Source organism: Acinetobacter indicus (genome assembly GCF_009914475.1).
Classification (GTDB): Bacteria; Pseudomonadota; Gammaproteobacteria; order Pseudomonadales; family Moraxellaceae; genus Acinetobacter; species Acinetobacter indicus.
On sequence record NZ_CP045198.1, the window covers coordinates 436,763 to 459,537 of the forward strand.

A 22,775-nucleotide genomic window follows, 5' to 3' on the forward strand; every position below is an offset into this window, starting at 1 on the left:
AATTCAGTGAGTGTAAAAAAGCCTCTTTCAAGAGGCTTTTTTATGGACCAGCATTGGGTTGATGTGTGGCTTAACCGCTTAGTATTCCGTCGGCGTGATATATTTATTGATATATTCTTCACGAATCAGCACGCGTTCTTCAGGCGTGGCCTTCTGCATTCTTTGGCCGAGTTCCTTGCGTTCCTGGGTACTCATTTTTTGCCAGGTTTCACGCATTTTCTGCTTTTCTGCATCGGGTAGCTGAATAAACCAGTCCATACGCTGTTGCAAAGAAGCACTTTTATCGGACGGCAGTTCTTTTAAATTCTGATAACGTTTGATTAAGGCCAATTGTTCTTCATCTGAGAGGGTTTCCCAGCTTTCAACAATTTTTGTATCTGCATCTTTGGAGAAAATCCAGAAACGCTCAAAGCCAGCAAAGCTGGTTTGTAAAAAGCCCAGCGCACAGAAGGCGAATGCTAAACGTTTAGCTGCCATGTTGAACTTTATCCTCACCCAGCACCAATAACATTTCTAGATCTTCCATCATTTGCGGTGAAAGTTTTGGCGTAGCCACCACCTGATTTTGCGGTTGTGCGGTCATTTCTACCGAATTTGGTAAAATGACGAACCCTGCAATGGCAGCCGCAAGTGCAAAACCGGACATTTTCCACAGGCCATAGCGTGATGTCTGCTGGTCCTGAATCTGATCCAGAACATGATTCATCACCACGGCTTTGTCTTTGTGGTGGTGGGCGAGTCCATCAAGTTTGGAAGTCACTTGTTTTAAGAAATCATCTTGTTTCATTCTGATGATCCTCCCAGATATGGATTCATATGTGCCAGAGTCTGGCGTAAAGCCTGAATAGCACGATGATAATGGGTTTTTACACTGCCTTCAGAACAATTCATAATCTGGGCAGTGGTCTGAGTATCGAACCCTTCCCAGGCCCGCAGCATAAACGCTTGTTGCTGACGCACCGGAAGTTTGGCGATTGCCTCCTGAATTTCTTCAGCAGTCATGGCTTGGTCCAAAAACTCAGCAGGATTGAGTGCACGTTCATCGACCAGATCATTTTGTTCGACATCATCGTCATCCAGGCTGACTTTGCGGAAAAATGAAAAGGGTTGTGCACGACGGGCTTCTTTACGTCGCCAGTCCTGTAATTTGTTATTTAAAATGGTGTAGAACAGCGGATACCACTCATCTGTGCTTTTATCGGCATAGGATTTGTGCAGGGAAATAAAGGCTTCCTGAACCAGATCCATCGCGATGCCATGCTGTCCCTGAGTGGCACTTTCCATCATCACTAAGGCGCGCCCGGTGACCTCGTGCATAAAAGTTTTCAGGCGTTGTTCAGCCGTACTCTTCAGAGTACTCAAACTTTCAGGTTGAGACTTTTTGGGTGCTAAATCCATAGAGATGGAAAATCCTGTCATTGGATACCCACCATTATTTTTAACTTCATGGCACTATTAACGTTAAAAATAATGGTTCGGTTGACATTACAAGTTATTATTTTTCTAGTGTAATCTATTTTTTTAATAGGGCCAGCCTATTTAATATAAATTAACGTATTAGAGTCGTTGACGTACCATTTCAAAAAAACAGACTGAACCGGCAATCGCGACATTTAAGGATTCCTGTCCGCCCGGTTGGGGAATGGTAACGGCTTCTGCATGTGCTAGTGCGTAATCCGATACACCTTGACCCTCATTGCCGAGAATCCATACGCATGGCTGGCTTAAGTCTTTGACATACAGGCTGGTGGAACGGTGTGAGCTGGTGACATAGACCGGAATTTTAAACTGTTCCAGAATCTCCTCGAGCTGGATATTTTCAAAGGTCTGCAAAGAAAAATGCGCACCCATCCCGGCACGTAATACCCGTGGTGACCATAACGAGGCGGAGCCTTTGGTGCAGACAATTTGCTGGATGCCGGCTGCAGCAGCCGAGCGTAGCAGGGTGCCGACATTGCCCGGGTCCTGGACATTTTCCAAGATTAAGGTATCGGCCTGATAGTCAAGCGCCTGACTGGAACTTGGCAAATCGACAATAGCCAGACAGGCAAGGGTGGTGCCCAAGGTACTTAAATCTTTATATAAAGACTCGCCAATTACAAACACCGTACCCTGATACTGGTCCAGAATATCGTTCAGATCAGGATGTTTCAGGGCATTTTCGGTGGTGAAAATCGCGTTAATTTTCCGGTTTTGTTCTAACCATGCCAGACAAAGGTGCGAACCTTCAAGCACAGTCTGACCTTGTTTTTTACGGTAGCTGTTTTGTTCAATCAAGCCACGTAGGTGCTTAATTTTAGGATTATCTTTCGATTCGAGAAATAAGGTAGGCATGGAGAACATCCACACCTGTGAGCACAGACCCACAGGTGTTATCAGAAAAAATTAAGCGTGGTAGCCAGTAACAAGATCAACTTCGTTTTTAGAACCAATGATCACTGGTACACGTTGATGCAGATCGGTCGGTTCAATTTCCAGAATACGTACACGACCTGTTGTCGACGCACCACCGGCTTGTTCCATGAGCATACTCATCGGGTTGGCTTCATACATTAAACGTAAACGGCCAGCTTTTTTCGGGTCTTTCAGGTCATATGGATACATGAAAATCCCGCTACGGCACAGAATACGGTGAATATCACCTACCATACAGGCCACCCAGCGCATGTTAAAATCTTTTTCACGCGGACCGGTTTTACCTGCTAGCAGTTCATCAATATAACGTTGAACGGGTGCTTCCCAATGACGCTGGTTAGATGCATTAATCGCATATTCTTTGGTGTCGGCTGCCACCTGGATATTTTCTGAAGTCAGCAGGAATTCCTGAGCTTCCGGGTCAAAGGTAAAGAACACTACACCTGCACCGACGGTTAAGGCCATCATGGTCGATGGACCATACAGTACATAACCGGCAGCAACCTGGTGAATGCCCGCCTGCATGAAATCAGCCGCTTGCGTGACGGCATTTTTTGCCGGAAGAATCGAGAAAATGGTGCCGACACACATATTGATGTCGATGTTGCTTGAACCATCTAGCGGATCGAACAACACTAAATATTGACCATTTTCCTGTGCCGGAGTGAACTCATCCAGTTCTTCTGAGGCTAAACCGCCGACATTAGGATGTTTCTGTAAAGCATCAATCAGGTAATCATTGGAAATGACATCGAGTTTCTTTTGCTCTTCGCCTTGCACGTTCTCATTTTGTGCGCTGCCCAGAACCCCAGCCAAGGCACCTTTTTGTAAAGCCTGATCAATGGTTTTGCAGGTGTTGGCAATGGTCTCAATCACCTGTGCAAGTTCAGGGGTTAAATTTCCGCTTTGTTGTTGTAGAAATTGGGACAGGGTGCGATAAGACATAATAGGAAAACTCCGAATAAGAATCGATCGGGCATGATCAAAAAAGCTTTGTCCGATATTTTAGATGAGAACAGCTTAAAAGAAAAATTAAACTCAACTATTTGACGTGATTTTGCCCTTGCAAGTCTGCTAGAAAGTGCTATGTTGATGTGAAGGAACAGAATCAACCAGTATATAGGAGCACACATATGACAACGTTAAAGTTTGATGCGACTCCAACCCCAAGCGAAGGCATTAGTTTAGATGAAATTAGCGCCGACAAGGTCAAAGAGGCCTGGAAGGGGTATGAAGCAAAACCAGAGTACAAGAAATTTAACAAGCACGACATGATTGAGTCGATGCAACCCGCCAAAGATGAAGAAGATGCACAGGCAGATGCACCTTAAATAGAATTTGACTCAGCTCTTGTGTTTGAGTATTAAAAAAGCGCCCGATGGAGCGCTTTTTTATATTGAGCAACTCTGCTCAATGGTGCAATCTTAACGCAGTAAAGGTGGTACCGCTTCGTAGTTGATTTCAACACGGCGGTTTTCTTTCCAGGCACTTTCATCATGACCTGGGTTAACCGGCATTTCTTTACCATAGCTGACCGGTTCTAATTGACCCGGATTCACGCCCGTGGTGACCAGGAAGCTTTCAACCGCTTTGGCACGACGCTCACCAAGGGCCATGTTGTATTCACGGGTACCACGTTCATCGGTATGACCTGTAAGCGCGACTTTCGAGTTGGCATTGGCCATCAGGAATTGTGCATGTGCCTGTAGGGTTTGTAGGTCTTCATTCGACAGTTCGCTGCTGTCATAGTCAAAGTGCACCACACGTTTTGCCAAGAATGCTTTATTGGCTTCAGTTACACCTTTGGCAGATGCACCGGCCAGGTTTTGTGCATTCAAGGCTGCATCATCACTTAAGCCTTGTGTATTGACCGTGGTTGAAGAGGTCGGTGTTTGTCCTGCTTGAACATCGGTTGCAGGCTTACGGTTGGCACAGCCAGTCATCACCAGCGCTGAGGCCAGTACAGGCAATACAAATAATTTTACTGCGTTCATTTTCATCTCCATGAAACTTGGTTGTTCAGTTGCTCTTATTTTGGTGCCCAAGCCGGTTCACGCACTTCACCTTGTTCACTTGGCAAATTCATACGGAAACGACCATCTAAAGACATAATGGACAGCAGGCCACGCGCACCTTCACGGGTTGCATAGACCACCATCTGTCCATTTGGTGAGAAGCTTGGAGATTCATCCAGGCTGGTTGGGGTGAGGATATTGGTAATGCCGGTATTAATGTCCTGAATCGCAACTTTATAATTGCTGCCACTTGGACGATGAACCAGCGCCAGTTTTTTACCATCGGCACTTAAAGTACCACGCGCATTAAATGCGCCGCGGAAGGTCAGACGTTTGCTGCTGCCCGTGTTCAGGTCATAGCGATAGATTTGCACTGAGCCGCCACGATCTGAAGTAAAAATAAACGATTTACCATCGGGTGCGTAGCGTGCTTCTGTATCAATGGCGCTGTCATTGGTCATGCGCTTGAGTTGACGCGTGCCCAGATCCATCTCGTAAATTTCCGGATTGCCGTGCATTGAAGCAGTAAACAGCATGCGTGAACCATCTGGAGAGAAGCTTGGTGCGCCATTTAAGCCACGGAAGCTGGCCAGTTTTTCACGTGAACCGGTAGATAAATCCTGAACATAAATCGCAGGGCGTTTGGTTTCAAAGGACACGTAGGCAATTTTCTTGGCATCTGGCGTCCAGGCCGGCGACAAGATTGGATCGCGTGAAGTCAGAATGGTTCTTGGCTGTTCACCATCGGTGTCGGCAATTTGCAGGGTATAGCGCTGCTCCGGAGTGGCCGGATTCCGCAAGACATAGGCAATACGACCACTGAAATCGCCTTTAATACCGGTCAGTGCTTCATAGATGGTGTCACTGATCATGTGCGCAGCCTGACGGGTACGTGAAGCCGGTACAGTCAGTAATTCGTTTAATAAATACTGCTGCTTTTGCACATCATACAGCTGATAGTGAATTTCAAAGCCACCATCTGCGGTTGGCTTGCTGGTACCAGTCACCACATAAGGTACACCGGCGGCCTGCCAGGCAGCGGCATTCGGACTATTATTTGCTGCACTTGCCGGCAAGTTTTTTGATGAGCTGGTGAATTTGCCGGAACGGTTCAGGTCATTTTCAACAATCGGGTAAATGCTTTGATCATTACTAAACGGAATGATGGCAATTTTCGGGGCTTCTGCAGGTGCTTTGGCAATTTCCAGATGTAGCTGGGCATGGGTTTGAGAGACCATTATTGGACCCAAAGCAGTAAAAATTGCCAAGTAAAGTAGATGTTTAGGCTTCATTTCCATCATTCGCTATTTACTCAAAACATAATTCTTGTTGATGTGATTGTTCTACATAATGCCATGCTTATTTGAGATTTAAAGCAGAGAATTATGACCAAACTGTTATAACACTGTGAAAAGTGAATAAAATTTTGTCGCTTGTTGTGCAGTGTAACTGAAAAATAACAGGCCATCCCGGCTTTTGACAGGATGGCGAGTCAGCTTATTTGGCAGTAAAGCTGGAGGTAAAACTGCGTGCTTCACGGCGTGCATCCGGGTCCGAAGGCATTGGATAGGGTGCAGCGGCACGTACCGCGGCCTCGACACTGGCTTTCATGTCCGGATCACTGGAGTTCACAATCACCGAGGCTACCGAACCGCTGTCGGTCAGCGTAACCCGTGCCGTGGCAGTTTTGCCAGAAGAGCCGACCGGAATATCCCAGGCCCGACGGATCTTGTTTTCAAAATCGCGTTTGGCTGTAGAGGCAATCCGTTTGGCTTCAGCTTTCTTTTGTGCCGCTTCTTCAGCCGCCTGTTTGGCCGCCGAAGCTTTGGCTTCTGCTTCAGCGCGGGCTTTGGCCTCTGCATCCGCTTTTGCTTTCGCAGCTGCATCGGCTTTGGCTTTTTCAGCTGCTTCGGCTTTGCGTTTGGCCTCCGCTTCAGCCTTGGCTTTGGCTGCTGCTTCTGCTTTGGCCTTATTCGCAGCCTCGGCTTTGCGTTTCGCCTCTGCATCTGCCTTCGCCTTGGCTGCCGCATCCGCCTTGGCCTTATCTGCCGCTTCGGCTTTACGTTTGGCTTCCGCTTCCGCCTTACGACGTGCATCAAGTTTGGCTTTTTCTGCTGCTTCTGCCTTACGCAGGGCTTCAGCTTCGCTGCGGCGTTTGGCTTCTGCCTCGGCTTTGGCCTGTGCAGTGGCCTTGGCTTTTTCAGCGGCTTGGGCTTTACGTTCAGCTTCAGCCTTGGCGCGCTGGGCCTGTTGTGCCTGTAATTTTTCTGCTTCCGCTTGTGCACGTGCTTCCAGGCGTTTTTGCTGTTCGGCCTGTTGCTGTGCTGCGGTATTGCTGGCCTGAGCTTTGGCTGGTTCTGGTTGCGGCAGAGGTGGCGGTGCGACCGGAATTACCGGGGCATCTTCAACCGGAGTCGCGGTTTGCTGAATCTCGGCTTCCACATTTTCATGTGCAGTTTCAGCAAACTCGGTTTCTTCACGGGTAACAGGGGGTAAATCTTCCGGTTTAATCAGCACGGTCCGAATCTGTTTGGGTGGTTCCGGTGGCTGGCTCATGCCCAGATAAAGTAAACCCACCACGGCAATGACATGCACGCCAATGGTAAATCCCAGAGCGAGTGCATTGTGCTTAAAAGGTGGCTTTTTAAAATCTTTCATAGCTTATTGTACAGATTCGGTGAGTAAGCCAACTTGTTCAAGCCCCGCCTCTTGCAAGCTTGCCATTAATGCAATGACATCGCCATAGGGACGCGTATTGTGTCCACGAATCACCACATTTAATTTTTTATTTTCAGCAGAAGCAGTCGTTTGTGCTTCTGTTAAAATTTCGGTGAGCTGAGCTAAAGTCAGTGGCTCTGCCTTATATTGTTTGTATTCAAGATAATAATGACCATCTTTGTCTAAAGTGACCCTGGCTGGCGCATCTTTGGATTCAATCGGATTGCCATTGGCCTGCGGCAAATCGACATTGATGCCGCTGGTAATCATTGGGGCAGTGACCATAAAAATGACCAGCAGCACCAACATCACGTCGATGTAAGGCACCACGTTCATATCACTTTTTAAGGGCTTTTTAATACGCTCGAAGCGTCCGGAACGTTGAATGGCCATTAGTCATGTTCCCGTGCTGAACCCAAAGACTGACGTTGTAATAAGGCCACCATTTCTTCAGCAAACAAGGCACGGTCTGAATAGAGACTTTCACCTTTGGCGGTGTAATGGTTAAAGGCCAGGACTGCTGGAATTGCGGCAAATAAACCAATTGCGGTGGCAATCAGCGCTTCGGCAATCCCCGGTGCAACGGTAGCCAGTGTTACCTGATCGACATCGGCCAGGCCAATAAAGGCATTCATAATGCCCCACACGGTTCCAAATAAACCAATATACGGTGCCACAGAGCCAATGCTGGCCAGCGCGCCTAAGCCTTGTTCCAGTTGGCCTTGGTCACGGCTTAAACCGACACGTAAAATACGCTCTGTACCTTCCAGACTTTGTGCAGTCGGGGCATGACGTTTTTTCAATTTGAGAAATTCACCCAGACCCTGATAGAAAATATCTTCCAGGCCGGTGCGTTTGGAATTGAGTTGGGCGTTGTTATATAGCGTATTTAATTCAGCACCAGACCAGAAGATTTTCTGGAAATGATCATCATCAGCCTGGGCTTTTTTATAACTGAGATGTAACTTGGCGATCAGATACCAACTATACAAGGAGGCCAGTAACAGCACCAACATGACCAGTTGTACCACAGGGCTTGCCTGCAAAATAAGATCAGAGACTTGTAGAGATGATTCTAATTGTGTTGCCATAGTTACGTAGTGCCATAAGTTTTTAGTCTTGGTCCTGTCCTAGCTCTTTTAGAATCAGGCCACGAATTTCATCCGGAAGGCGACGTGGACGCATTTCAGAACTTAAACATGCCAATTCCACCTCACCAGAAGCAAGCATGATTTCACCACGATAAATATTTTGTTGCAATACAAATGACGTTGCTTTACACGAAACAACACTTGCTGTAACAGTAATCAGATCATCCATTAAGATTGGACGCATATATTTGACATTAATTTTATGCACGACAAAGTTATAGTCGTTTTGATGCCAATAATGATCGACGCCGGAAGCACGCAGCCATTCGGTCCGGGTGCGCTCCATGAAACGAATATGATTGGCATGGTATACAATCCCGCCTGCATCGGTGTCTTCCATATAGATACGAATTTGAAATTCAAATTTATTCGCCATGATACTGTTCCATTACAATTTTCAGTTTTGGTCTGGAAGGGCCGTACAGAACTGGATTGAAGTTGTCTGAGGTTCTGTCAAATGCCCGACTGGGTTGGCTTTGCAGTTTAGCATAATGACTTTTTGCTCCTATGGCACAAGGTGTCAAATCCAGTGGCAAAGGTATAAAGAATGTAGAGCCAAGATTGGATATTTATCGTTCGGTACAGGTTGAATTAGGTGAATTGGCACGTGATTTATGCTTTTTTTGCCATACCGCCTGTGCTTGACTATTGGCAATTTTGATAGCGCGGTTTTAGGCACTGTCCGGATGACTGAGGTACAGCCGCTCCACCGCATAATCGCGTAGATGCAAGGCGAAATAGCTGCTGATCACGAAAGTTCGCTCAAACTGCTGAGGCTGCTTATTGGCAAAATATTGCCGTAGCTAAAGTAAGCCATACCAGATCATACTAAGAAAGAACGCAGCCACAGATAAGACAATCCCTACAGCGTCTTGCAGCAGATAACAGCCAATTCCGCCCAGCACAGCCATTAATGTCAGAATAAGGGCAAGCTTCTGTTTCGGTTTTACTGAAGCGGGTGGTTGGGTATAGGTTTCAATAAAGGGTTTAAGTTCTTCGGAAAAATACAGGCTAATCCAGTGGATGGCGCATAGCTGATCAAAATGGATGGCGTCGATAGACCAGTGCCCATGCCGATGCAGGTCGATCTGTTCAATGCCAGCTTGATCTGCATCAATGATTTTGCCGCGTTCATTTTTAAAATCGAAGCTCAGCCAGTGACTGAGATCGCCTTGCAAAAGCTGGTTCAGATAGTTCAGTTCAGATTCACTGAAAAACTGGAATGGTTTGCCATAAGGTAGGGGGCGGATTGGCTGCAATTGCTCTATCAGCTCATCAAAATGCTGCTGAAGGTGTTGAATTAGTTGTTGTTCGGTCATCATTATTGTTGTTCGAGCATGTATTCAAGTTGTTATTTATCAAAGACCTTCATTACCTCACAGGCAATGAAGGTCCGGGATGGTTGTTATTTGGGTTCCGGTGGAGTCATGCCAAACTGTAAATAAGCCATATTGGTGGCAATCCGGCCACGTGCGGTACGCATCACATAACCTTGCTGAATCAGATAAGGCTCAATCACATCTTCCAAGGTGCCTGAATCTTCCGCCATGGCTGCGGCCAGTGCTTCAACCCCGGCAGGTCCGCCATCAAAACGTTCCAGTAACATCGACAGATAGCGACGGTCTAAGGTGTCTAGGCCATCTTTATCGACATTGAGCATATCCAGAGCGCGCTGGGCCATTGCATGGGTGACTTCGCCGGTGCCTTTGACCTGGGCATAGTCACGTACCCGGCGCAACAAGCGGTTGGCAATACGCGGTGTGCCGCGGGAACGGCGGGCAATTTCTGCCGCGCCTTCTTCGGTCATCGGGACATCCATTAAACTGGCAGAACGTTTTACGATATGGGTCAGATCTTCCACCGAGTAGAATTCTAAACGCTGCACAATCCCGAAACGGTCACGCAGCGGCGAAGTGAGCAGACCGGCCCGCGTGGTGGCGGCGACCAGAGTAAATGCCGGCAAATCCAGTTTGATCGAACGCGCTGCCGGGCCTTCACCAATCATGATGTCCAGCTGGTAATCTTCCATCGCCGGATAGAGGATTTCTTCAATCACTGGTGACAGGCGATGAATTTCATCAATAAACAGTACATCGCCTTCTTCAAGGTTGGTCAGCATGGCTGCCAAGTCACCGGCACGTTCAAGCACAGGCCCCGAAGTCGATTTCAGGTTGCCGCCCATTTCACGGGCAATGATATTGGCTAGGGTGGTTTTACCTAAGCCCGGTGGGCCGAAAATCAGGGTATGATCGAGGGCTTCGCCGCGGCCGCGCGCTGCACCAATAAAGATTTCCATTTGTTCACGCACCACCGGTTGACCGATGTAGTCATCGAGGGAGGTGGGGCGGATGGCGCGATCAATTTGATCTTCGGGTTTTTCAGAACCACTGATAAGACGGTCTTGCATATATTATGTAAACTTCAGGTAAATACAGTTTAATGGGTCAGACGTCAAAAGCGCTTTTTGACGGATGTTCCAAGAAAATTAAATTTCGGGAATAACCTGTGGTTGGCCTTACCTTGCGAAATATATTTCTCATTCGGCAAAAAGTAAGCAAAACCATCGTCATTCGCAAAACTCGTCAAAAGATGATTCGTCTCGACTATATCGCAGAAACATTTTTGTGCAAATGCTTCCTGCCTCAAACAGTTGCGAATGACATTTTCGCGTATCTCATGCTGGCCTTGAGGCAAGATAGAGCTATCTATTTGTTCATCGACTTTAATGCTGCCCGGATAATGTCGCTGGCTTCGGTGAAGTCGCCTTTGGCAGCACTAACCAGTTTCTGTGCTTCAGCCGGTTTATAACCTAAAGATTGTAAAGCTGCTTCGGCTTCGGCCACGGCAGAGTTGCCCATAAACTGGATTTGTGCGCTGCTGGTGTTGCTTGGTGTATTGCCGGCAGCCATCGCTTTAAAGCGGTCGCGCAGTTCAATCATCAGTCGTTCAGCGGTTTTTTTGCCGACACCCGGTACTTTGACCAGGGTGTTAATATCTTCATGTTCAACCGTGTGAATCAGCATGTCGACGCTTAAAGTCGATAGAATGCCGAGTGCCATTTTTGGACCAACACCGTTGACCTTGAGCAGGGTGCGGAAAATGGTTTTTTCCTGCGCATCAAGAAAACCATATAGCAGTTGAGCATCTTCACGGACTGCTAAATGGGTCCATAAGGTGACTTTCTGGCCTTTTTGTAATTGGCAAAATGTAGACAGCGGTGTATCGACTTCATAGCCCACACCATTGACATTTAATAAGACCGTAGGGGCTTCGAGGGCAAACACCTCACCAATCAGACATCCAATCATTCAGTTTATTCACTTCTATTCGGTTAAATTTTTCAGCTCCGAGCCTGTCGTCTGCATCTTGAAGTCATCCACTTTTCTGTGATGCTCTGCAATATACAGCCGATGGGCCGGGGTGTTGCACAAGCAATGTCAGCACGCGCAAAAGTATAAAGCAGTTTTGGAGGTTCTCCCAAAACGGCAGGCTGTACTTAAAAGAATCCGGCTTTATTGCCTTGTAATTCCTGCGCCAGGTTATACGCCTGATGATCCGAGAGTTTTGAGATAATATCCAGCACCTGCATGATATTGTCATAGTGATCTGGACCAAAATGGGCACCGGAACGCTGCAAAATCGCCATCAGCCGCTGCTCTTTAAAGCTTAAGGTTTTATGCGGTGTGGTCAGCGGAATAAAGGCATCCAGAATACTTTGCAGGCTCTGATGGGCAATAATTTCCAGACCGGCTTTTTGCGGATGTTCAAAAATTTTATCACGCGCCAGTTCTTTGGCCCGGTTAATGCCAATTTCAATATCGGCCGAGCAATATTGCAGTAAGGTCCCTTTCAGCTGGCCCGAAAGAATTTGGTCATGCTGCTTGGCAAAGGCACTGGTGACTTCATCGACCAGACGTTTCATCACCCGGCCACGTAGCGCGGCAATTTTCTGCTGCCAGGTGGTGCTGTCCAAAGACAGTTCTTCCGGCATGCCATAATCGCCAATCAGGTTCAGGAAAATCGGCTCGACTTCATCATAGCTGAGCATGTTCAGGATAATGCCATCTTCCAGATCAATCAGTGCATAGCAGATGTCATCTGCGGCTTCGAGTAAATAGGTCAGCGGATGGCGGCAATAACGATAAGGTCCGATTTCAATCAGGCCGAGCTGTTCGGCAATCTGTTTCAGAATGTCTTTTTCTGCCTGATAGCAACCGAATTTGGCGCGCTGACTGGCCGGACGATTGCCCTGCGAGGCCATGGTTTTCGACAGCCACGGATATTTTAAATAGGCACCCAAGGTGGCATAGGTCAGACGCATACCGCCATCATGCGGATGATAGTCAATTTTGGTCAGCAGGCGCAGGCCTTGGGCATTGCCTTCAAACTGGCGTACATCGGCTTCCTGTTCCGGACTTAGGTCCTTTAAAAAGTCGGTATGCGAGGCATCATCAAACCATTCACGAATGGCATATTCACCGGCATGACCAAAAGGCGGATTGCCAATATCATGCGCCAGACAGGCAGCCTGAATAATCGCGCCGACATCGGCCGGGGTAATCCACGGAGGCAGTTGATCCTTGATTTTTTCTGCTGCCAGCATCCCCAGTGAACGGCCAATACAGGACACTTCCAGCGAATGGGTCAGGCGGGTATGAATACCATCATGTTGGGTAAGCGGATGGACCTGGGTTTTGCGGTTCAGCTGCCGGAAACTCTGCGAGAAAATAATACGGTCATAATCTTTATGAAACGGGCTACGCGCCTGTTCAGTACTTTGCTTTTTACTACCAATCCGAACTGTCGAAAGCAGTTCTAACCAACGCATCTGTGTCATTTATCATTATTCAATTATTTACTGCTTTGCATCATGCCAAAAAACCAAGCCCAGTACTAGAGTGAGGCGACATGAATTGTCATGGGAATGAAAAGCAGAAAAAATCTTGCTCCTCAATATAGACAAGTGATTCAAACAATATGAAACGGCCATAAAAAAACAGGCCAAATGAGCCTGCTTTTTCATGAAGAGTTAAAATTACACCAGCCCTTCACCAGTTTCCTTGGCTTGTTGTGCATCTTTATAGACATTCAAGCAAATTGTGAACAAGACCAGGCTTGCGATCAACGGCCAAAAAAGTACATATAGGGTCAATAATTGACTAGTCATCTGAAATCTCCTTATTTACTTTTCTCAGATAGCTGGTGAAATTCAATCACCATCTTGTTGATTTGTTTAAAATCAAATCGTTCTTTACTGTAGACCAAGGTCAGAACAGTACAGACCAGAGCACTACTGCCATAAGCAGTCAGTGAACTTAATAAGGTGCCGTATTCACGCAAGAAGCCGATGGTCCATGGCATGAAGCCAATACTGGCCAAGATACCCACCACCAAACCGACTTTTTTGCCGAAGAAACCAAAGGTCATCAGACCCAGCACCACACCAATACCCAGGGTTGCAAGTAGCTCAAAGCCAAGCGCAATCAAGCCCTGGATTGGAATCCATTCAAAACGGACAATCAGGAAGCTGACGAAGGCGAGACCGACCGACCAGTTAAAGGCACGAGCATTCACTTTGTCCCAATACAGGCTGACAATTACCGGAAATACAATAGACCCCCAAAGTGCACCCACAAAAATCAGCATTGATAAAATGTCAAATTTTAAAGTGGCGATAATGATCCCAAGCATGGTGGCGACAATCATGGTCATACGACCAATAAACAGCATTTTCTTGGGATTAGGTTGGTTCTTGGCAATCTGTTTTCCATAAATGTCAGTCATCACAATCGCAGATAACGCAGATAGATCCGAGTCAGCCGTTGAAGACAGCGCACCGATCACCATGATAAATAACAGGGCCACCATAAATGGAGAGAGATACGTCGCTGCCATTTGTGGAATCAGGTTATTCAAGTTGCCATCAATCGGTTGAATTCCGGCAAACAGGGCCAGTAAGCCGAGCATACCCAACCCGATCACAATCGCGGCATAACCAATCGTCGCCGTAATAAAACTGGGTTTAATCAAGTCTTCCCGTACCGCAAATAAACGCTGGGCAATGGTCTGGTTACCGATGGCATACGCCAGGACTGCGACGAAGAAAGGCGCACCTTGTTCTAGAAATGCAGTTTTAGAGAAGAAATCGAGCTGTTCAGGCTGCAGGTTGTGAATACCCGTTTGAAACAGGGACGGTCCGCCCAAAGTGAAGAACAGCGTTGGGATAATGATCACCGCCGCCACGATCATCGCCACCAGCTGGCCAAAATCGGTAAATACAGAGGAACGGAAGCCAGACCAGAGGGTATAAGACAGCACACCAATCCCGGTGATCAAGACGCCATGTACAAAGCTTAGGGGAGATAAAATTTCGACCAAGGCACCTGCTGCAGTAAAATTCACCATCAAACTGATGACACTTCCCACAATATTGGAACCTGCCAAAATCATCTGGCTCTGGTTGCCATGGCGGGCATGCATAATTTCTGCCAGCGTATGTGCATTGGGTGCCAACTCACGAAAGCGCTTACCAAAAGGATAAATAAACAAAATCATCAGCGCGCCCCAGAGGCCGTAGTGCAAGGCACCGGAAACGCCGTATTTATAACCTGAAGAGGCAGCTGCATAGAATGACGCTGCCCAAATCCAAGTTGCGGTCATGCTGGCCGCAGACATACCAAAGCCAATAGAACCATTCGAGACCATATAGCCATCGACATTTTCATTTTTTTGTTTAATACGTAACGACAGTACAAAGGTAATGCCGTAAAAAAGCACCATCAATAGTACAGTGGTTGTACTAGTGAATTGAAACATAATTACTCCTTAAGCGAGGCACCTTTATTTTAAAAAACAAATCTTTTGGTGACGGACTAAGGCTCTAAAACAGGCAGAGCATAAAGCTGCAGAAAATGAGAAATCTGGTGTTTAAATATCTAGCCGATATTTGATCCACAGCATAAAAAGATGTACGTAGGTGAGTCCAAAAATGGACCTTGCCTCAGCAATTGAGCTAGAGCTTAACATAAAACCATCAAATTCACTGATGAAGTCAGTGGGAAATAAGGTTTTTTGCTGATATAGGGGTGATTTTTAGATAAAAAACTATGATTTTGCAGGGTTAAATATATGAATATTTTTTTTAGGGATTACAGTAATTTATAGATTGGATTAAAACTTGTTGAAGTTTGCGTTAATTTAAAATGTTAAAAAAAGTAACAAAAATTAAAAATTCATATTTTTTCGATTTTTACTTGTTGGTCAAAGCTTATATTTTAAACCAATTCTTGTAGAATGAATTGGATGAAATTTATTTTAAATGTTATTTCTTCATATTATTGACAAGTTTTTTTTATGAAAGGTAAGTAATCATTTATCAAATAGATGCAATGATAATTTTAGGGTGGATATTTATATAGGGCTTTTTCCTTGAGAATATCTATATATTATCTACTAGATTATCCCTGATATTAGGAAGTGAAATACATAATGGAAAGAACTCTTGTGAAATATTCGTGGTATGAGATTATAAGGGTTGGATTTGCATATTTTCATTCTTTCTTTTAGGTGAATAAATCAAGTTAAACTCAAGAGAATACAGGACGAAAAATAATAGAAATATTGAACGTAAAAATCCCATCTAAGAGGGTGAAGTCTCAGGGTTCAAGGTTCACAAAGGCAAAGACCAAAGGGATCCTGAGCGGATGACAGCAACGCTCTCTTCGGGTGGATATGAGTACTCAGCTTTCAGGATGATTAATTCGTACAAAAAATTTAATTTCTGGTTCTGCAGCAGGCTATTCAGACAATCTAGGACTAGCTTTCATCATGCTTATAGAACTGTTGAAAAATAAGACAATTTTTCTGATGCAAAAAATTATCAATACAGTTTTACTCGATATGAAACAAAATATGATAATCTGCGCGGCCGGTTCAATTTTTTTGACTGGAAATAAACAGATTTTTATCAAAACTCTGATCGTTTCGCTGTCAGATTTATCAAATCCTCTCTAGCTGATTGGCTCATTTCACAGTAGAATATGCGCTCTCTTCAAGTCACATTGTGGCGAGGTCTAAAAGATCTGCCCGTGGAGCCAAAATCAGCATGTTTATCGTGGCCGGTGCACCTGCACATTCTTCTTTTAAGAAAACTCAACTATTATCACGTTTATCGTCAATTAGTTCTGTTCAATCTTTCGATAGCCAATGGATCTATCTGTTTGACCAAGCGCTCAACGAGCAGCAGCAACAATCAGCTTTAGAGCTGTTAAATGATGGCGCATCTTTTGAATTACGTCAGCCTGCCAGTGACGAAGTCCAAATTTTAGTGACCCCACGTGTCGGTACCATTTCGCCGTGGTCATCCAAAGCGACGGATATTTTTGCCAACTGTAATATTCCAGTGCACCGTATGGAGCGCGGATTGCTGTTTACCCTAAAAGGTGTAAAAGCGCTTTCTAAAGAAGCATTACAGATCTTGCATGACCGCATGACCGAAAGCGTGTTTACTGACATTGCAGATGCAGCCGCACTGTTCGTGGAAACCGCACCAAAACCGTTAAACTCGATTGATATTCTGGGTCAGGGCAAAGAAGCACTGGTTAAAGCCAACAATGAATTTGGTTTTGCACTGTCTGAAGATGAAATTGATTATCTGACTGAAGCTTTCACCAAACTGGGCCGTAACCCGAACGACATCGAACTGATGATGTTCGCGCAAGCCAACTCTGAGCACTGCCGTCATAAAATCTTCGGTTCAGAATGGACCATTGATGGCGAAGTTCAGCCGTTGTCTTTGTTCCAGATGATCAAGAACACCTATAAAGAATCACCAACAGATGTATTGTCAGCATATAAAGACAACGCATCGGTGATTGTAGGTTTTGATACCCAGCGTTTCTACCCAACGCAAGAAGAAAACGGTCAATACGTTTATAAATACAAGAGCCAGGCGGCTCACATCCTGATGAAGGTGGAAACCCATAACCACCCAACCGCAATTGCTCCATTTGCTGGTGCGGCAACCGGTTCAGGCGGTGAAATCCGTGATGAAGGCGCAACCGGTCGTGGTGGTAAGCCTAAAGCAGGTTTAACTGGTTTCACCACATCGAACCTGAACATTCCAGGCTTTGAACAGCCATGGGAAGATAACTACGGCAAACCATCACGTATGGCCTCTCCGCTGCAAATCATGATTGAAGGCCCACTCGGTGGTGCAGCATTTAACAACGAATTTGGTCGTCCTGCTTTAAATGGTTACTTCCGTACCTTTGAACAAAACGTCAATGGCGAAGTCAAAGGCTTCCATAAGCCAATTATGATTGCTGGTGGTTACGGGAACATCCGTCCGGATCATGTCGAAAAAGATGCAATTCAACCGGGCGATCTACTCATCGTGCTTGGTGGTCCAGCCATGCTGATCGGTTTAGGTGGTGGTGCAGCGTCTTCTGTAGACAGCGGTACCATGGGTGAGAGCCTGGACTTCGCTTCTGTACAACGTGAAAACCCGGAAATGGAACGCCGTTGCCAGGAAGTAATTGATACCTGCTGGCGCATGGAAGATGAAAACCCAATCGTATCGGTGCATGACGTTGGTGCGGGCGGTATTTCAAACGCAATGCCAGAACTGGTCAACGATCATGAGCTCGGTGCGGTACTGGATTTACGTAAGATTCCATCGCTTGAGCCAGGCATGTCGCCAATGGAAATCTGGTCTAACGAAGCACAAGAGCGTTATGTACTGGCAATCCGTCCAGAATCTCTAGCGTTGTTTGAATCGATCTGTGCGCGTGAACGTTGTCCGTTTGCGGTACTGGGTGAAGCGACTGAAGCGCGTCATTTAACCGTTGAAGATCCACTTTTTGGCAACAAGCCAGTGGATATGCCAATGCAGGTGATGCTGGGCGGTACACCACGTATGAGCCGTTCATATGAAAGCATCGAGCGTAAAGGCGATGATTTTGATGCAGCTCAAGTGACAGATCTGAAAGATGCGATTTACCGTGTCCTGAAAAACCCGACCGTTGCCTCTAAATCGTTCCTGATCACCATTGGTGACCGTTCGATTACCGGTATGGTGGCACGTGATCAGATGGTTGGCCCATGGCAAGTGCCTGTAGCGGATGCTGCAGTAACAACCACAAGCCTGGTGGGTTATACCGGTGAAGCGATGGCCATGGGTGAACGTCCACCAGTGGCATTATTGAACCCGGCAGCGTCTGCACGTTTAGCGGTGGCTGAAGCAATCAGTAACCTGATGTCTGCAAAAATTGACCAGATTGGCGACATTAAACTGTCTGCAAACTGGATGGCTGCTGCAGGTCAAAAAGGTGAAGATCAGGCACTGTTCGAAGGCGTAAAAGCAATTGGTATGGAAATGTGTCCAGCACTGGGCATTGCCATTCCTGTTGGTAAAGACTCACTGTCTATGCGTACGACTTGGAATGACGAAGGTGAAGACAAATCTGTCACTTCGCCAATGTCAGGCGTGATCACTGCATTTGCACCTGTGACTGATGTGCGTAAGACATTAACACCAGAACTGAAAAATCTTGAATCTGTACTGGTACGTATCGACCTGTCTAAAGGTCAATTCCGTCTGGGCGGTTCGATCCTGGCGCAAGTGTACAAAGCGATTGGTTCAGTGACACCAGATGTCGATAGCTTCGATGACTTCAAAGCCTTCTTCGCATTGGTACAAGACTGGAACAACCGCGGCCTGATTAAAGCCTACCACGACATCGGTGATGGTGGTTTATTAGCGACTGTTGCAGAGATGATGTTTGCGTCACGCTTGGGTGTGGCACTGGAAGATCAATCGACTGCAAGCCTGTTTGCTGAAGAAATTGGTGCTGTGCTGCAAATTACCAAAGCAGATTGGGATGCATTACAAGCTGAAGTTGCAGCGTCTACATTGAAAGATGCGATTACGGTTGTCGGTACAGTCAACAATTCTGACCAGTTGGCGGTAAACGGTTTGGTGCTGGAACGTACTGACCTGCAACAGGCATGGGCAGAAGTGTCTTATCAGATCCAGCGTTTACGTGACAACGTTGAAAATGCCGATCAGGAATTTGCCTTAATTGCCGATAAAGCCCATCAGGGGATTATCGCACAGCCAACTTATGACCTGAACGAGCCGGTTGAAGCACCGTACATCAACACCCGTCGTCCAAACATGGCGATTCTGCGTGAGCAAGGTGTTAACGGTCATGTTGAAATGGCGGCTGCGTTTGATAAAGTCGGTTTCAACACCGTTGACGTACACATGAGTGACCTGCTGGCCGGTCGTATCAGCCTGGATGACTTTGAAGGTCTGGTCACCTGTGGCGGCTTCTCTTACGGTGACGTTTTAGGTGCCGGCGGTGGCTGGGCGAAATCGGTGCTGTTCAATGCCAAACTGCGTGACCAGTTCGAGAAATTCTTTAACCGTCAAGAAACTTTCAGTGTGGGTATCTGTAACGGCTGTCAAATGCTGTCACAACTAGCACCACTGATTCCGGGTGCAGAGCATTGGCCACGTTTCCATCGCAATACCTCTGAAGTGTTTGAAGCGCGTACTGTGAACGTGCGTGTAGAAAAATCAAACTCGATTCTGTTTGATGGCATGGAAGGTTCAATTCTGCCAATCGCGGTTGCGCATGGTGAAGGTCGTGCTGTTGCCAGCGCTGAAGACTTTGCCGCATTAAATGCTGGCAACCAGATCAGCCTGCGTTATGTCGACAGTCAGGGCAATGTGACCCAGCACTATCCACTGAACCCGAACGGTTCTCCAGAAGGGATTACTGGTGTGACCTCTAAAGATGGTCGTGCCACGATTATGATGCCGCACCCGGAGCGTAACTTCCGTGCCGTACAACATTCTTGGAAACCTGAAGAATGGACTGAAGATGGTGCATGGTTACGTATGTTCCGTAACGCACGTAAATTCATTGGTTAATTGACCTTATTTTGAAAAGCCACCTTCGGGTGGCTTTTTTATCGGCATTTCATCCCAAAATGGGGATAGCTGATTTTGCCTGGCACCGTACAATAAACAGCATAATTATAAAAGTGGATAACAAAAATGCAGATGCGAACGGTCATTCCTATTTTTACCAGCTTGATTATGCTGAACGGTTGTGGTGGTGAGAGTGCCAAGATTCAGGAGTCTGTCAGATATGCTCAGCCGCTGCATTCCAGTTTAACCCAGTCCCAGTCTGGTACGCAGCCACAAGGCGAAAAGTGGTCGGTTTCAGGTCAGGTATTTGATGCCAGTGGGCAGCCTGTTGCTCAAGCCAAAATCTATGTGCAGCTGGGCGAACACAACTATTACACCTATTCTCAGACCGATGGCCGTTACACTTTATATCTGCCTCGTGAATATGATTATCCGGATCATATTGCCGGCACGGTCTGGATGGAGGGCTATCAACCGGAAATCCTGTTGCTGTCCTATCAGAACCAGCATTTATATATTGATCAGCATAGCCATCTGGTTCAGCTCAAGCCTTTAACCGAAGCGCATGTGGTGTTTCAGCAGGGGCTATATTTAATTCATTTGGGTGATGATTCACTGGTGAAAAACCCGGAAACCCGAATTCAGACCGCGCCACAAGGACTGGTCTGGAGTGATGGTTTTCAGTATACGCAGGCGCTGCAAAAACAGTATAACCAGCTCTGTATCCAGCTGTATGGAAAGGGCATTCAGAGCCAGTATGCCAATCAGGATAAGATTTCCATCTCCAGAAAAAATGACTTGCGTTTAAGTATTACTCAATTGCTGTCGAATAGCCCAAGTTCGGGTGCCTATAGTGCCAATGAGCACTGTTTTCCGTTAAGGCATTTTCAGGTGAATGATCATATCCAGGTGCAAATCAAGTCACATACTCTGGACACCGATCAGGATAATTTTGAGATGCTGAATATTGTGGGTGTCTTAAGAAAAATTTAAAGTAGATTACCTTGCTGAGATAAATAATGGGCTCAATGGAATAGCCTAAGCAAAGAAAGGATCTAATCGATTTTGAAGATTCAATAATTCTCGCTATTCCATTGCCATGTTTCATCCAAACCCATAGCTAAAGCTGGGCAATTGTTTGGGATCAGTACTGTATCTATTCAAACAGATGTAGCGCTATTCAGGATTTAGGTCATTTCTTGCAAACAGCAGATGACAACAGGCCAGTCAATACGGTATGAAAGATAGATCAATACCGGGAGTGACTATGCTAAAACTGATTTTTTATGTGCCTGAATCGCATCTGGAAGCCACCAAAGCTGCTGTATTTAAAGCCGGTGGTGGGGGAATCGGCGATTATGAACACTGTGCCTGGCAGGTGCTGGGCACCGGGCAATTTAAACCCTTACGTGGCGCAGACCCGTATATTGGGGAAGTCGGCACGCTTGAAAAAGTAGAGGAATGGCGGGTGGAAATCATTGTACCGGAAGATAACGCAGCAAATGTAGCCCGTGCCTTAAAAGATAGCCATCCTTATGAAGAACCGGCATTCGAGTTTATTCAGATGATAGATGTGCAGTTTTAATTATTGAATATTGGAATATCTGACAGAGAGGGAGAGCCTTTTAATCAGCTCTCCCTTGTGCAGCAGTCCCGCTTCTCTCTTAAAGAAAAGTGGGACTTTTTACATCTTGTTTAAACTTTCTGAATAAACAACTCCCGGTCAAACCGGTATTGCGGGAAGAACACGCCATCTTTCGCACGTTCACCGGCAGCAATTACCATCACCACATATTGCTGTTCATTCAGCTTTAAGATTTTACGCACCATTGGCTCATCAAAACCTTCCATCATACAGCTGTCAAAGCCATAAGCGCGTAAGGCCAGCACCAGATTTTCACAGGCCAAAGCGGTAGTTTTCGAGGCCCACAGTTTGGCATCGGCCGGATGAAATGCCGACACTGGCAATTGCTTGTCCAAGCTACGTGCCACTTTAAAGGCCACTTTTTTGAAATGACCGAAGGCATTGAAATAGCCAGTTTTATAATTATAGGGAATAAATTTATAGTATTTTTTTACCGGGGCTGGCGCTTCAGGAAACGGGAACTCGGAAATATTGAGTTTGGCCATTTCATCAATGCGGTCGGTGCGTGCTACACAAACAATCAGCTCGGCCGCAGTTCTGGCTGCCAGCTGACTCAGACAGGCTTTGACCAGCTGCTTTTTCTTGGCCGGATTCTGGACCACATAAAAGGTCCACGGCTGTAAATTGGAGGAGTTCGGTGCCAGTAAGGCTAAATCCAGGCAGGCATCTAAAATATCCGCTGGAATGGGCTTGTCGGTAAATTTACGTACCGAACGGCGGCTGGTGATGACTTTACGAAAGTTTTCGACATCAATATCTTGTGGTGCCGGTTCGTAATAGCGTTTTTTCTCGGTTGAAGATGATGCAGAGTTTAAAGATGAGGGATCTGACGAATTTGACATGGGAACCATCACAAAAGAAATAAAAGAAAGAGAAAACAACTAAACCCTAAA

22 protein-coding genes are annotated in these 22,775 nt (G+C 46.2%); 4 read left to right on the top strand and 18 right to left on the bottom strand.

The features are described 5' to 3' along the window. Window positions 1-78 precede the first annotated feature (78 nt). The 5 genes from GA693_RS02565 to GA693_RS02585 all read right to left on the bottom strand — a co-directional run bounded on the left by GA693_RS02565 (window position 79) and on the right by GA693_RS02585 (window position 3,360). Window positions 79-477: a DUF3106 domain-containing protein gene (locus GA693_RS02565; protein ID WP_005176585.1), complete on the bottom strand. Its 399-nt coding sequence runs from the start codon at window positions 475-477 to the stop codon at window positions 79-81. Next, complete coding sequence (locus GA693_RS02570) at window positions 467-787, bottom strand: hypothetical protein (RefSeq protein WP_016660007.1); 321 nt, start codon at window positions 785-787, stop codon at window positions 467-469. Before GA693_RS02570 ends, GA693_RS02565 begins: the two co-directional genes overlap by 11 nt. Next, window positions 784-1,398, bottom strand: a complete 615-nt coding sequence (locus GA693_RS02575) for an RNA polymerase sigma factor (RefSeq protein ID WP_005176588.1) — start codon at window positions 1,396-1,398, stop codon at window positions 784-786. The genes GA693_RS02570 and GA693_RS02575 overlap by 4 nt, the downstream gene beginning before the upstream one ends. Before the next feature lie 159 nt (window positions 1,399-1,557). Then, entirely contained in the window at window positions 1,558-2,334 is a 777-nt protein-coding gene (locus tag GA693_RS02580; protein ID WP_034597428.1) for a TrmH family RNA methyltransferase, read from the bottom strand. A gap of 51 nt (window positions 2,335-2,385) precedes the next feature. Further along, window positions 2,386-3,360: a class 1 fructose-bisphosphatase gene (locus tag GA693_RS02585; protein ID WP_160241491.1), complete on the bottom strand. Its 975-nt coding sequence runs from the start codon at window positions 3,358-3,360 to the stop codon at window positions 2,386-2,388. A gap of 188 nt (window positions 3,361-3,548) precedes the next feature. Here GA693_RS02585 and GA693_RS02590 point away from each other — a divergent pair, with 188 nt between their 5' ends. Then, window positions 3,549-3,746: an NF038105 family protein gene (locus tag GA693_RS02590; RefSeq protein WP_005176594.1), complete on the top strand. Its 198-nt coding sequence runs from the start codon at window positions 3,549-3,551 to the stop codon at window positions 3,744-3,746. A 93-nt stretch (window positions 3,747-3,839) separates the two neighbouring features. Here GA693_RS02590 and pal read toward each other — a convergent pair whose 3' ends face one another. The 12 genes from pal to GA693_RS02645 form a co-directional block, all read right to left on the bottom strand. Next, window positions 3,840-4,409 (bottom strand): peptidoglycan-associated lipoprotein Pal, encoded by a 570-nt coding sequence (gene pal, locus GA693_RS02595; RefSeq protein WP_005176597.1) that lies wholly within the window; start codon window positions 4,407-4,409, stop codon window positions 3,840-3,842. A 35-nt stretch (window positions 4,410-4,444) separates the two neighbouring features. Further along, entirely contained in the window at window positions 4,445-5,728 is a 1,284-nt protein-coding gene (gene tolB, locus GA693_RS02600) for a Tol-Pal system beta propeller repeat protein TolB (protein WP_373366853.1), read from the bottom strand. Between the two features lie 199 nt (window positions 5,729-5,927). Further along, window positions 5,928-7,088 (bottom strand): cell envelope integrity protein TolA, encoded by a 1,161-nt coding sequence (gene tolA, locus GA693_RS02605; RefSeq protein ID WP_160241490.1) that lies wholly within the window; start codon window positions 7,086-7,088, stop codon window positions 5,928-5,930. Between the two features lie 3 nt (window positions 7,089-7,091). Then, complete coding sequence (gene tolR, locus GA693_RS02610) at window positions 7,092-7,541, bottom strand: protein TolR (protein ID WP_075167772.1); 450 nt, start codon at window positions 7,539-7,541, stop codon at window positions 7,092-7,094. Beyond that, a complete protein-coding gene (gene tolQ / locus GA693_RS02615) occupies window positions 7,541-8,239 on the bottom strand; it encodes a protein TolQ (protein WP_005176608.1) in 699 nt (232 codons plus the stop codon). The genes tolR and tolQ overlap by 1 nt, the downstream gene beginning before the upstream one ends. A gap of 22 nt (window positions 8,240-8,261) precedes the next feature. Next, window positions 8,262-8,675 carry a tol-pal system-associated acyl-CoA thioesterase gene (gene ybgC / locus GA693_RS02620; protein ID WP_005176609.1) on the bottom strand — a complete coding sequence of 138 codons (414 nt, stop codon included), beginning with the start codon at window positions 8,673-8,675 and terminating at the stop codon, window positions 8,262-8,264. A gap of 427 nt (window positions 8,676-9,102) precedes the next feature. After that, window positions 9,103-9,618, bottom strand: a complete 516-nt coding sequence (locus GA693_RS02625) for a hypothetical protein (RefSeq protein ID WP_228718903.1) — start codon at window positions 9,616-9,618, stop codon at window positions 9,103-9,105. An 86-nt stretch (window positions 9,619-9,704) separates the two neighbouring features. Next, a complete protein-coding gene (gene ruvB / locus GA693_RS02630; protein ID WP_005176611.1) occupies window positions 9,705-10,706 on the bottom strand; it encodes a Holliday junction branch migration DNA helicase RuvB in 1,002 nt (333 codons plus the stop codon). 298 nt (window positions 10,707-11,004) lie between these two features. Next, window positions 11,005-11,607: a Holliday junction branch migration protein RuvA gene (gene ruvA, locus GA693_RS02635; RefSeq protein ID WP_160241488.1), complete on the bottom strand. Its 603-nt coding sequence runs from the start codon at window positions 11,605-11,607 to the stop codon at window positions 11,005-11,007. Window positions 11,608-11,795: 188 nt separating this feature from the next. After that, window positions 11,796-13,136: a deoxyguanosinetriphosphate triphosphohydrolase gene (locus tag GA693_RS02640; RefSeq protein WP_160241487.1), complete on the bottom strand. Its 1,341-nt coding sequence runs from the start codon at window positions 13,134-13,136 to the stop codon at window positions 11,796-11,798. A 198-nt stretch (window positions 13,137-13,334) separates the two neighbouring features. Next, window positions 13,335-13,466, bottom strand: a complete 132-nt coding sequence (locus GA693_RS14815; protein ID WP_005176614.1) for a putative transporter small subunit — start codon at window positions 13,464-13,466, stop codon at window positions 13,335-13,337. Window positions 13,467-13,477: 11 nt separating this feature from the next. Beyond that, a complete protein-coding gene (locus tag GA693_RS02645) occupies window positions 13,478-15,115 on the bottom strand; it encodes a sodium:solute symporter family protein (protein WP_104489720.1) in 1,638 nt (545 codons plus the stop codon). 1,288 nt (window positions 15,116-16,403) lie between these two features. Between GA693_RS02645 and purL the strand changes: the two genes are divergently transcribed. The 3 genes from purL (at window position 16,404) to GA693_RS02660 (ending at window position 21,822) form a co-directional block, all read left to right on the top strand. Next, window positions 16,404-20,237 carry a phosphoribosylformylglycinamidine synthase gene (gene purL / locus GA693_RS02650; protein WP_160241486.1) on the top strand — a complete coding sequence of 1,278 codons (3,834 nt, stop codon included), beginning with the start codon at window positions 16,404-16,406 and terminating at the stop codon, window positions 20,235-20,237. Window positions 20,238-20,363: 126 nt separating this feature from the next. Beyond that, window positions 20,364-21,230 (top strand): carboxypeptidase-like regulatory domain-containing protein, encoded by an 867-nt coding sequence (locus tag GA693_RS02655; RefSeq protein WP_160241485.1) that lies wholly within the window; start codon window positions 20,364-20,366, stop codon window positions 21,228-21,230. Between the two features lie 274 nt (window positions 21,231-21,504). Next, entirely contained in the window at window positions 21,505-21,822 is a 318-nt protein-coding gene (locus GA693_RS02660; RefSeq protein WP_005176621.1) for a hypothetical protein, read from the top strand. 110 nt (window positions 21,823-21,932) lie between these two features. Here the strand turns inward: GA693_RS02660 and GA693_RS02665 are convergent, their stop codons facing one another. Beyond that, entirely contained in the window at window positions 21,933-22,724 is a 792-nt protein-coding gene (locus GA693_RS02665) for a nitroreductase family protein (protein WP_005176623.1), read from the bottom strand. Between the last annotated feature and the right edge of the window lie 51 nt (window positions 22,725-22,775).

Coding starts and splice junctions, on each gene's coding strand:
- GA693_RS02565 (WP_005176585.1), bottom strand. CDS start 477: ATGGCAGCTAAACGTTTAGCATTCGCCTTCTGTGCGCTGGGCTTTTTA.
- GA693_RS02570 (WP_016660007.1), bottom strand. CDS start 787: ATGAAACAAGATGATTTCTTAAAACAAGTGACTTCCAAACTTGATGGA.
- GA693_RS02575 (WP_005176588.1), bottom strand. CDS start 1,398: ATGGATTTAGCACCCAAAAAGTCTCAACCTGAAAGTTTGAGTACTCTG.
- GA693_RS02580 (WP_034597428.1), bottom strand. CDS start 2,334: ATGCCTACCTTATTTCTCGAATCGAAAGATAATCCTAAAATTAAGCAC.
- GA693_RS02585 (WP_160241491.1), bottom strand. CDS start 3,360: ATGTCTTATCGCACCCTGTCCCAATTTCTACAACAACAAAGCGGAAAT.
- GA693_RS02590 (WP_005176594.1), top strand. CDS start 3,549: ATGACAACGTTAAAGTTTGATGCGACTCCAACCCCAAGCGAAGGCATT.
- pal (WP_005176597.1), bottom strand. CDS start 4,409: ATGAACGCAGTAAAATTATTTGTATTGCCTGTACTGGCCTCAGCGCTG.
- tolB (WP_373366853.1), bottom strand. CDS start 5,728: ATGGAAATGAAGCCTAAACATCTACTTTACTTGGCAATTTTTACTGCT.
- tolA (WP_160241490.1), bottom strand. CDS start 7,088: ATGAAAGATTTTAAAAAGCCACCTTTTAAGCACAATGCACTCGCTCTG.
- tolR (WP_075167772.1), bottom strand. CDS start 7,541: ATGGCCATTCAACGTTCCGGACGCTTCGAGCGTATTAAAAAGCCCTTA.
- tolQ (WP_005176608.1), bottom strand. CDS start 8,239: ATGGCAACACAATTAGAATCATCTCTACAAGTCTCTGATCTTATTTTG.
- ybgC (WP_005176609.1), bottom strand. CDS start 8,675: ATGGCGAATAAATTTGAATTTCAAATTCGTATCTATATGGAAGACACC.
- GA693_RS02625 (WP_228718903.1), bottom strand. CDS start 9,618: ATGACCGAACAACAACTAATTCAACACCTTCAGCAGCATTTTGATGAG.
- ruvB (WP_005176611.1), bottom strand. CDS start 10,706: ATGCAAGACCGTCTTATCAGTGGTTCTGAAAAACCCGAAGATCAAATT.
- ruvA (WP_160241488.1), bottom strand. CDS start 11,607: ATGATTGGATGTCTGATTGGTGAGGTGTTTGCCCTCGAAGCCCCTACG.
- GA693_RS02640 (WP_160241487.1), bottom strand. CDS start 13,136: ATGACACAGATGCGTTGGTTAGAACTGCTTTCGACAGTTCGGATTGGT.
- GA693_RS14815 (WP_005176614.1), bottom strand. CDS start 13,466: ATGACTAGTCAATTATTGACCCTATATGTACTTTTTTGGCCGTTGATC.
- GA693_RS02645 (WP_104489720.1), bottom strand. CDS start 15,115: ATGTTTCAATTCACTAGTACAACCACTGTACTATTGATGGTGCTTTTT.
- purL (WP_160241486.1), top strand. CDS start 16,404: ATGTTTATCGTGGCCGGTGCACCTGCACATTCTTCTTTTAAGAAAACT.
- GA693_RS02655 (WP_160241485.1), top strand. CDS start 20,364: ATGCAGATGCGAACGGTCATTCCTATTTTTACCAGCTTGATTATGCTG.
- GA693_RS02660 (WP_005176621.1), top strand. CDS start 21,505: ATGCTAAAACTGATTTTTTATGTGCCTGAATCGCATCTGGAAGCCACC.
- GA693_RS02665 (WP_005176623.1), bottom strand. CDS start 22,724: ATGTCAAATTCGTCAGATCCCTCATCTTTAAACTCTGCATCATCTTCA.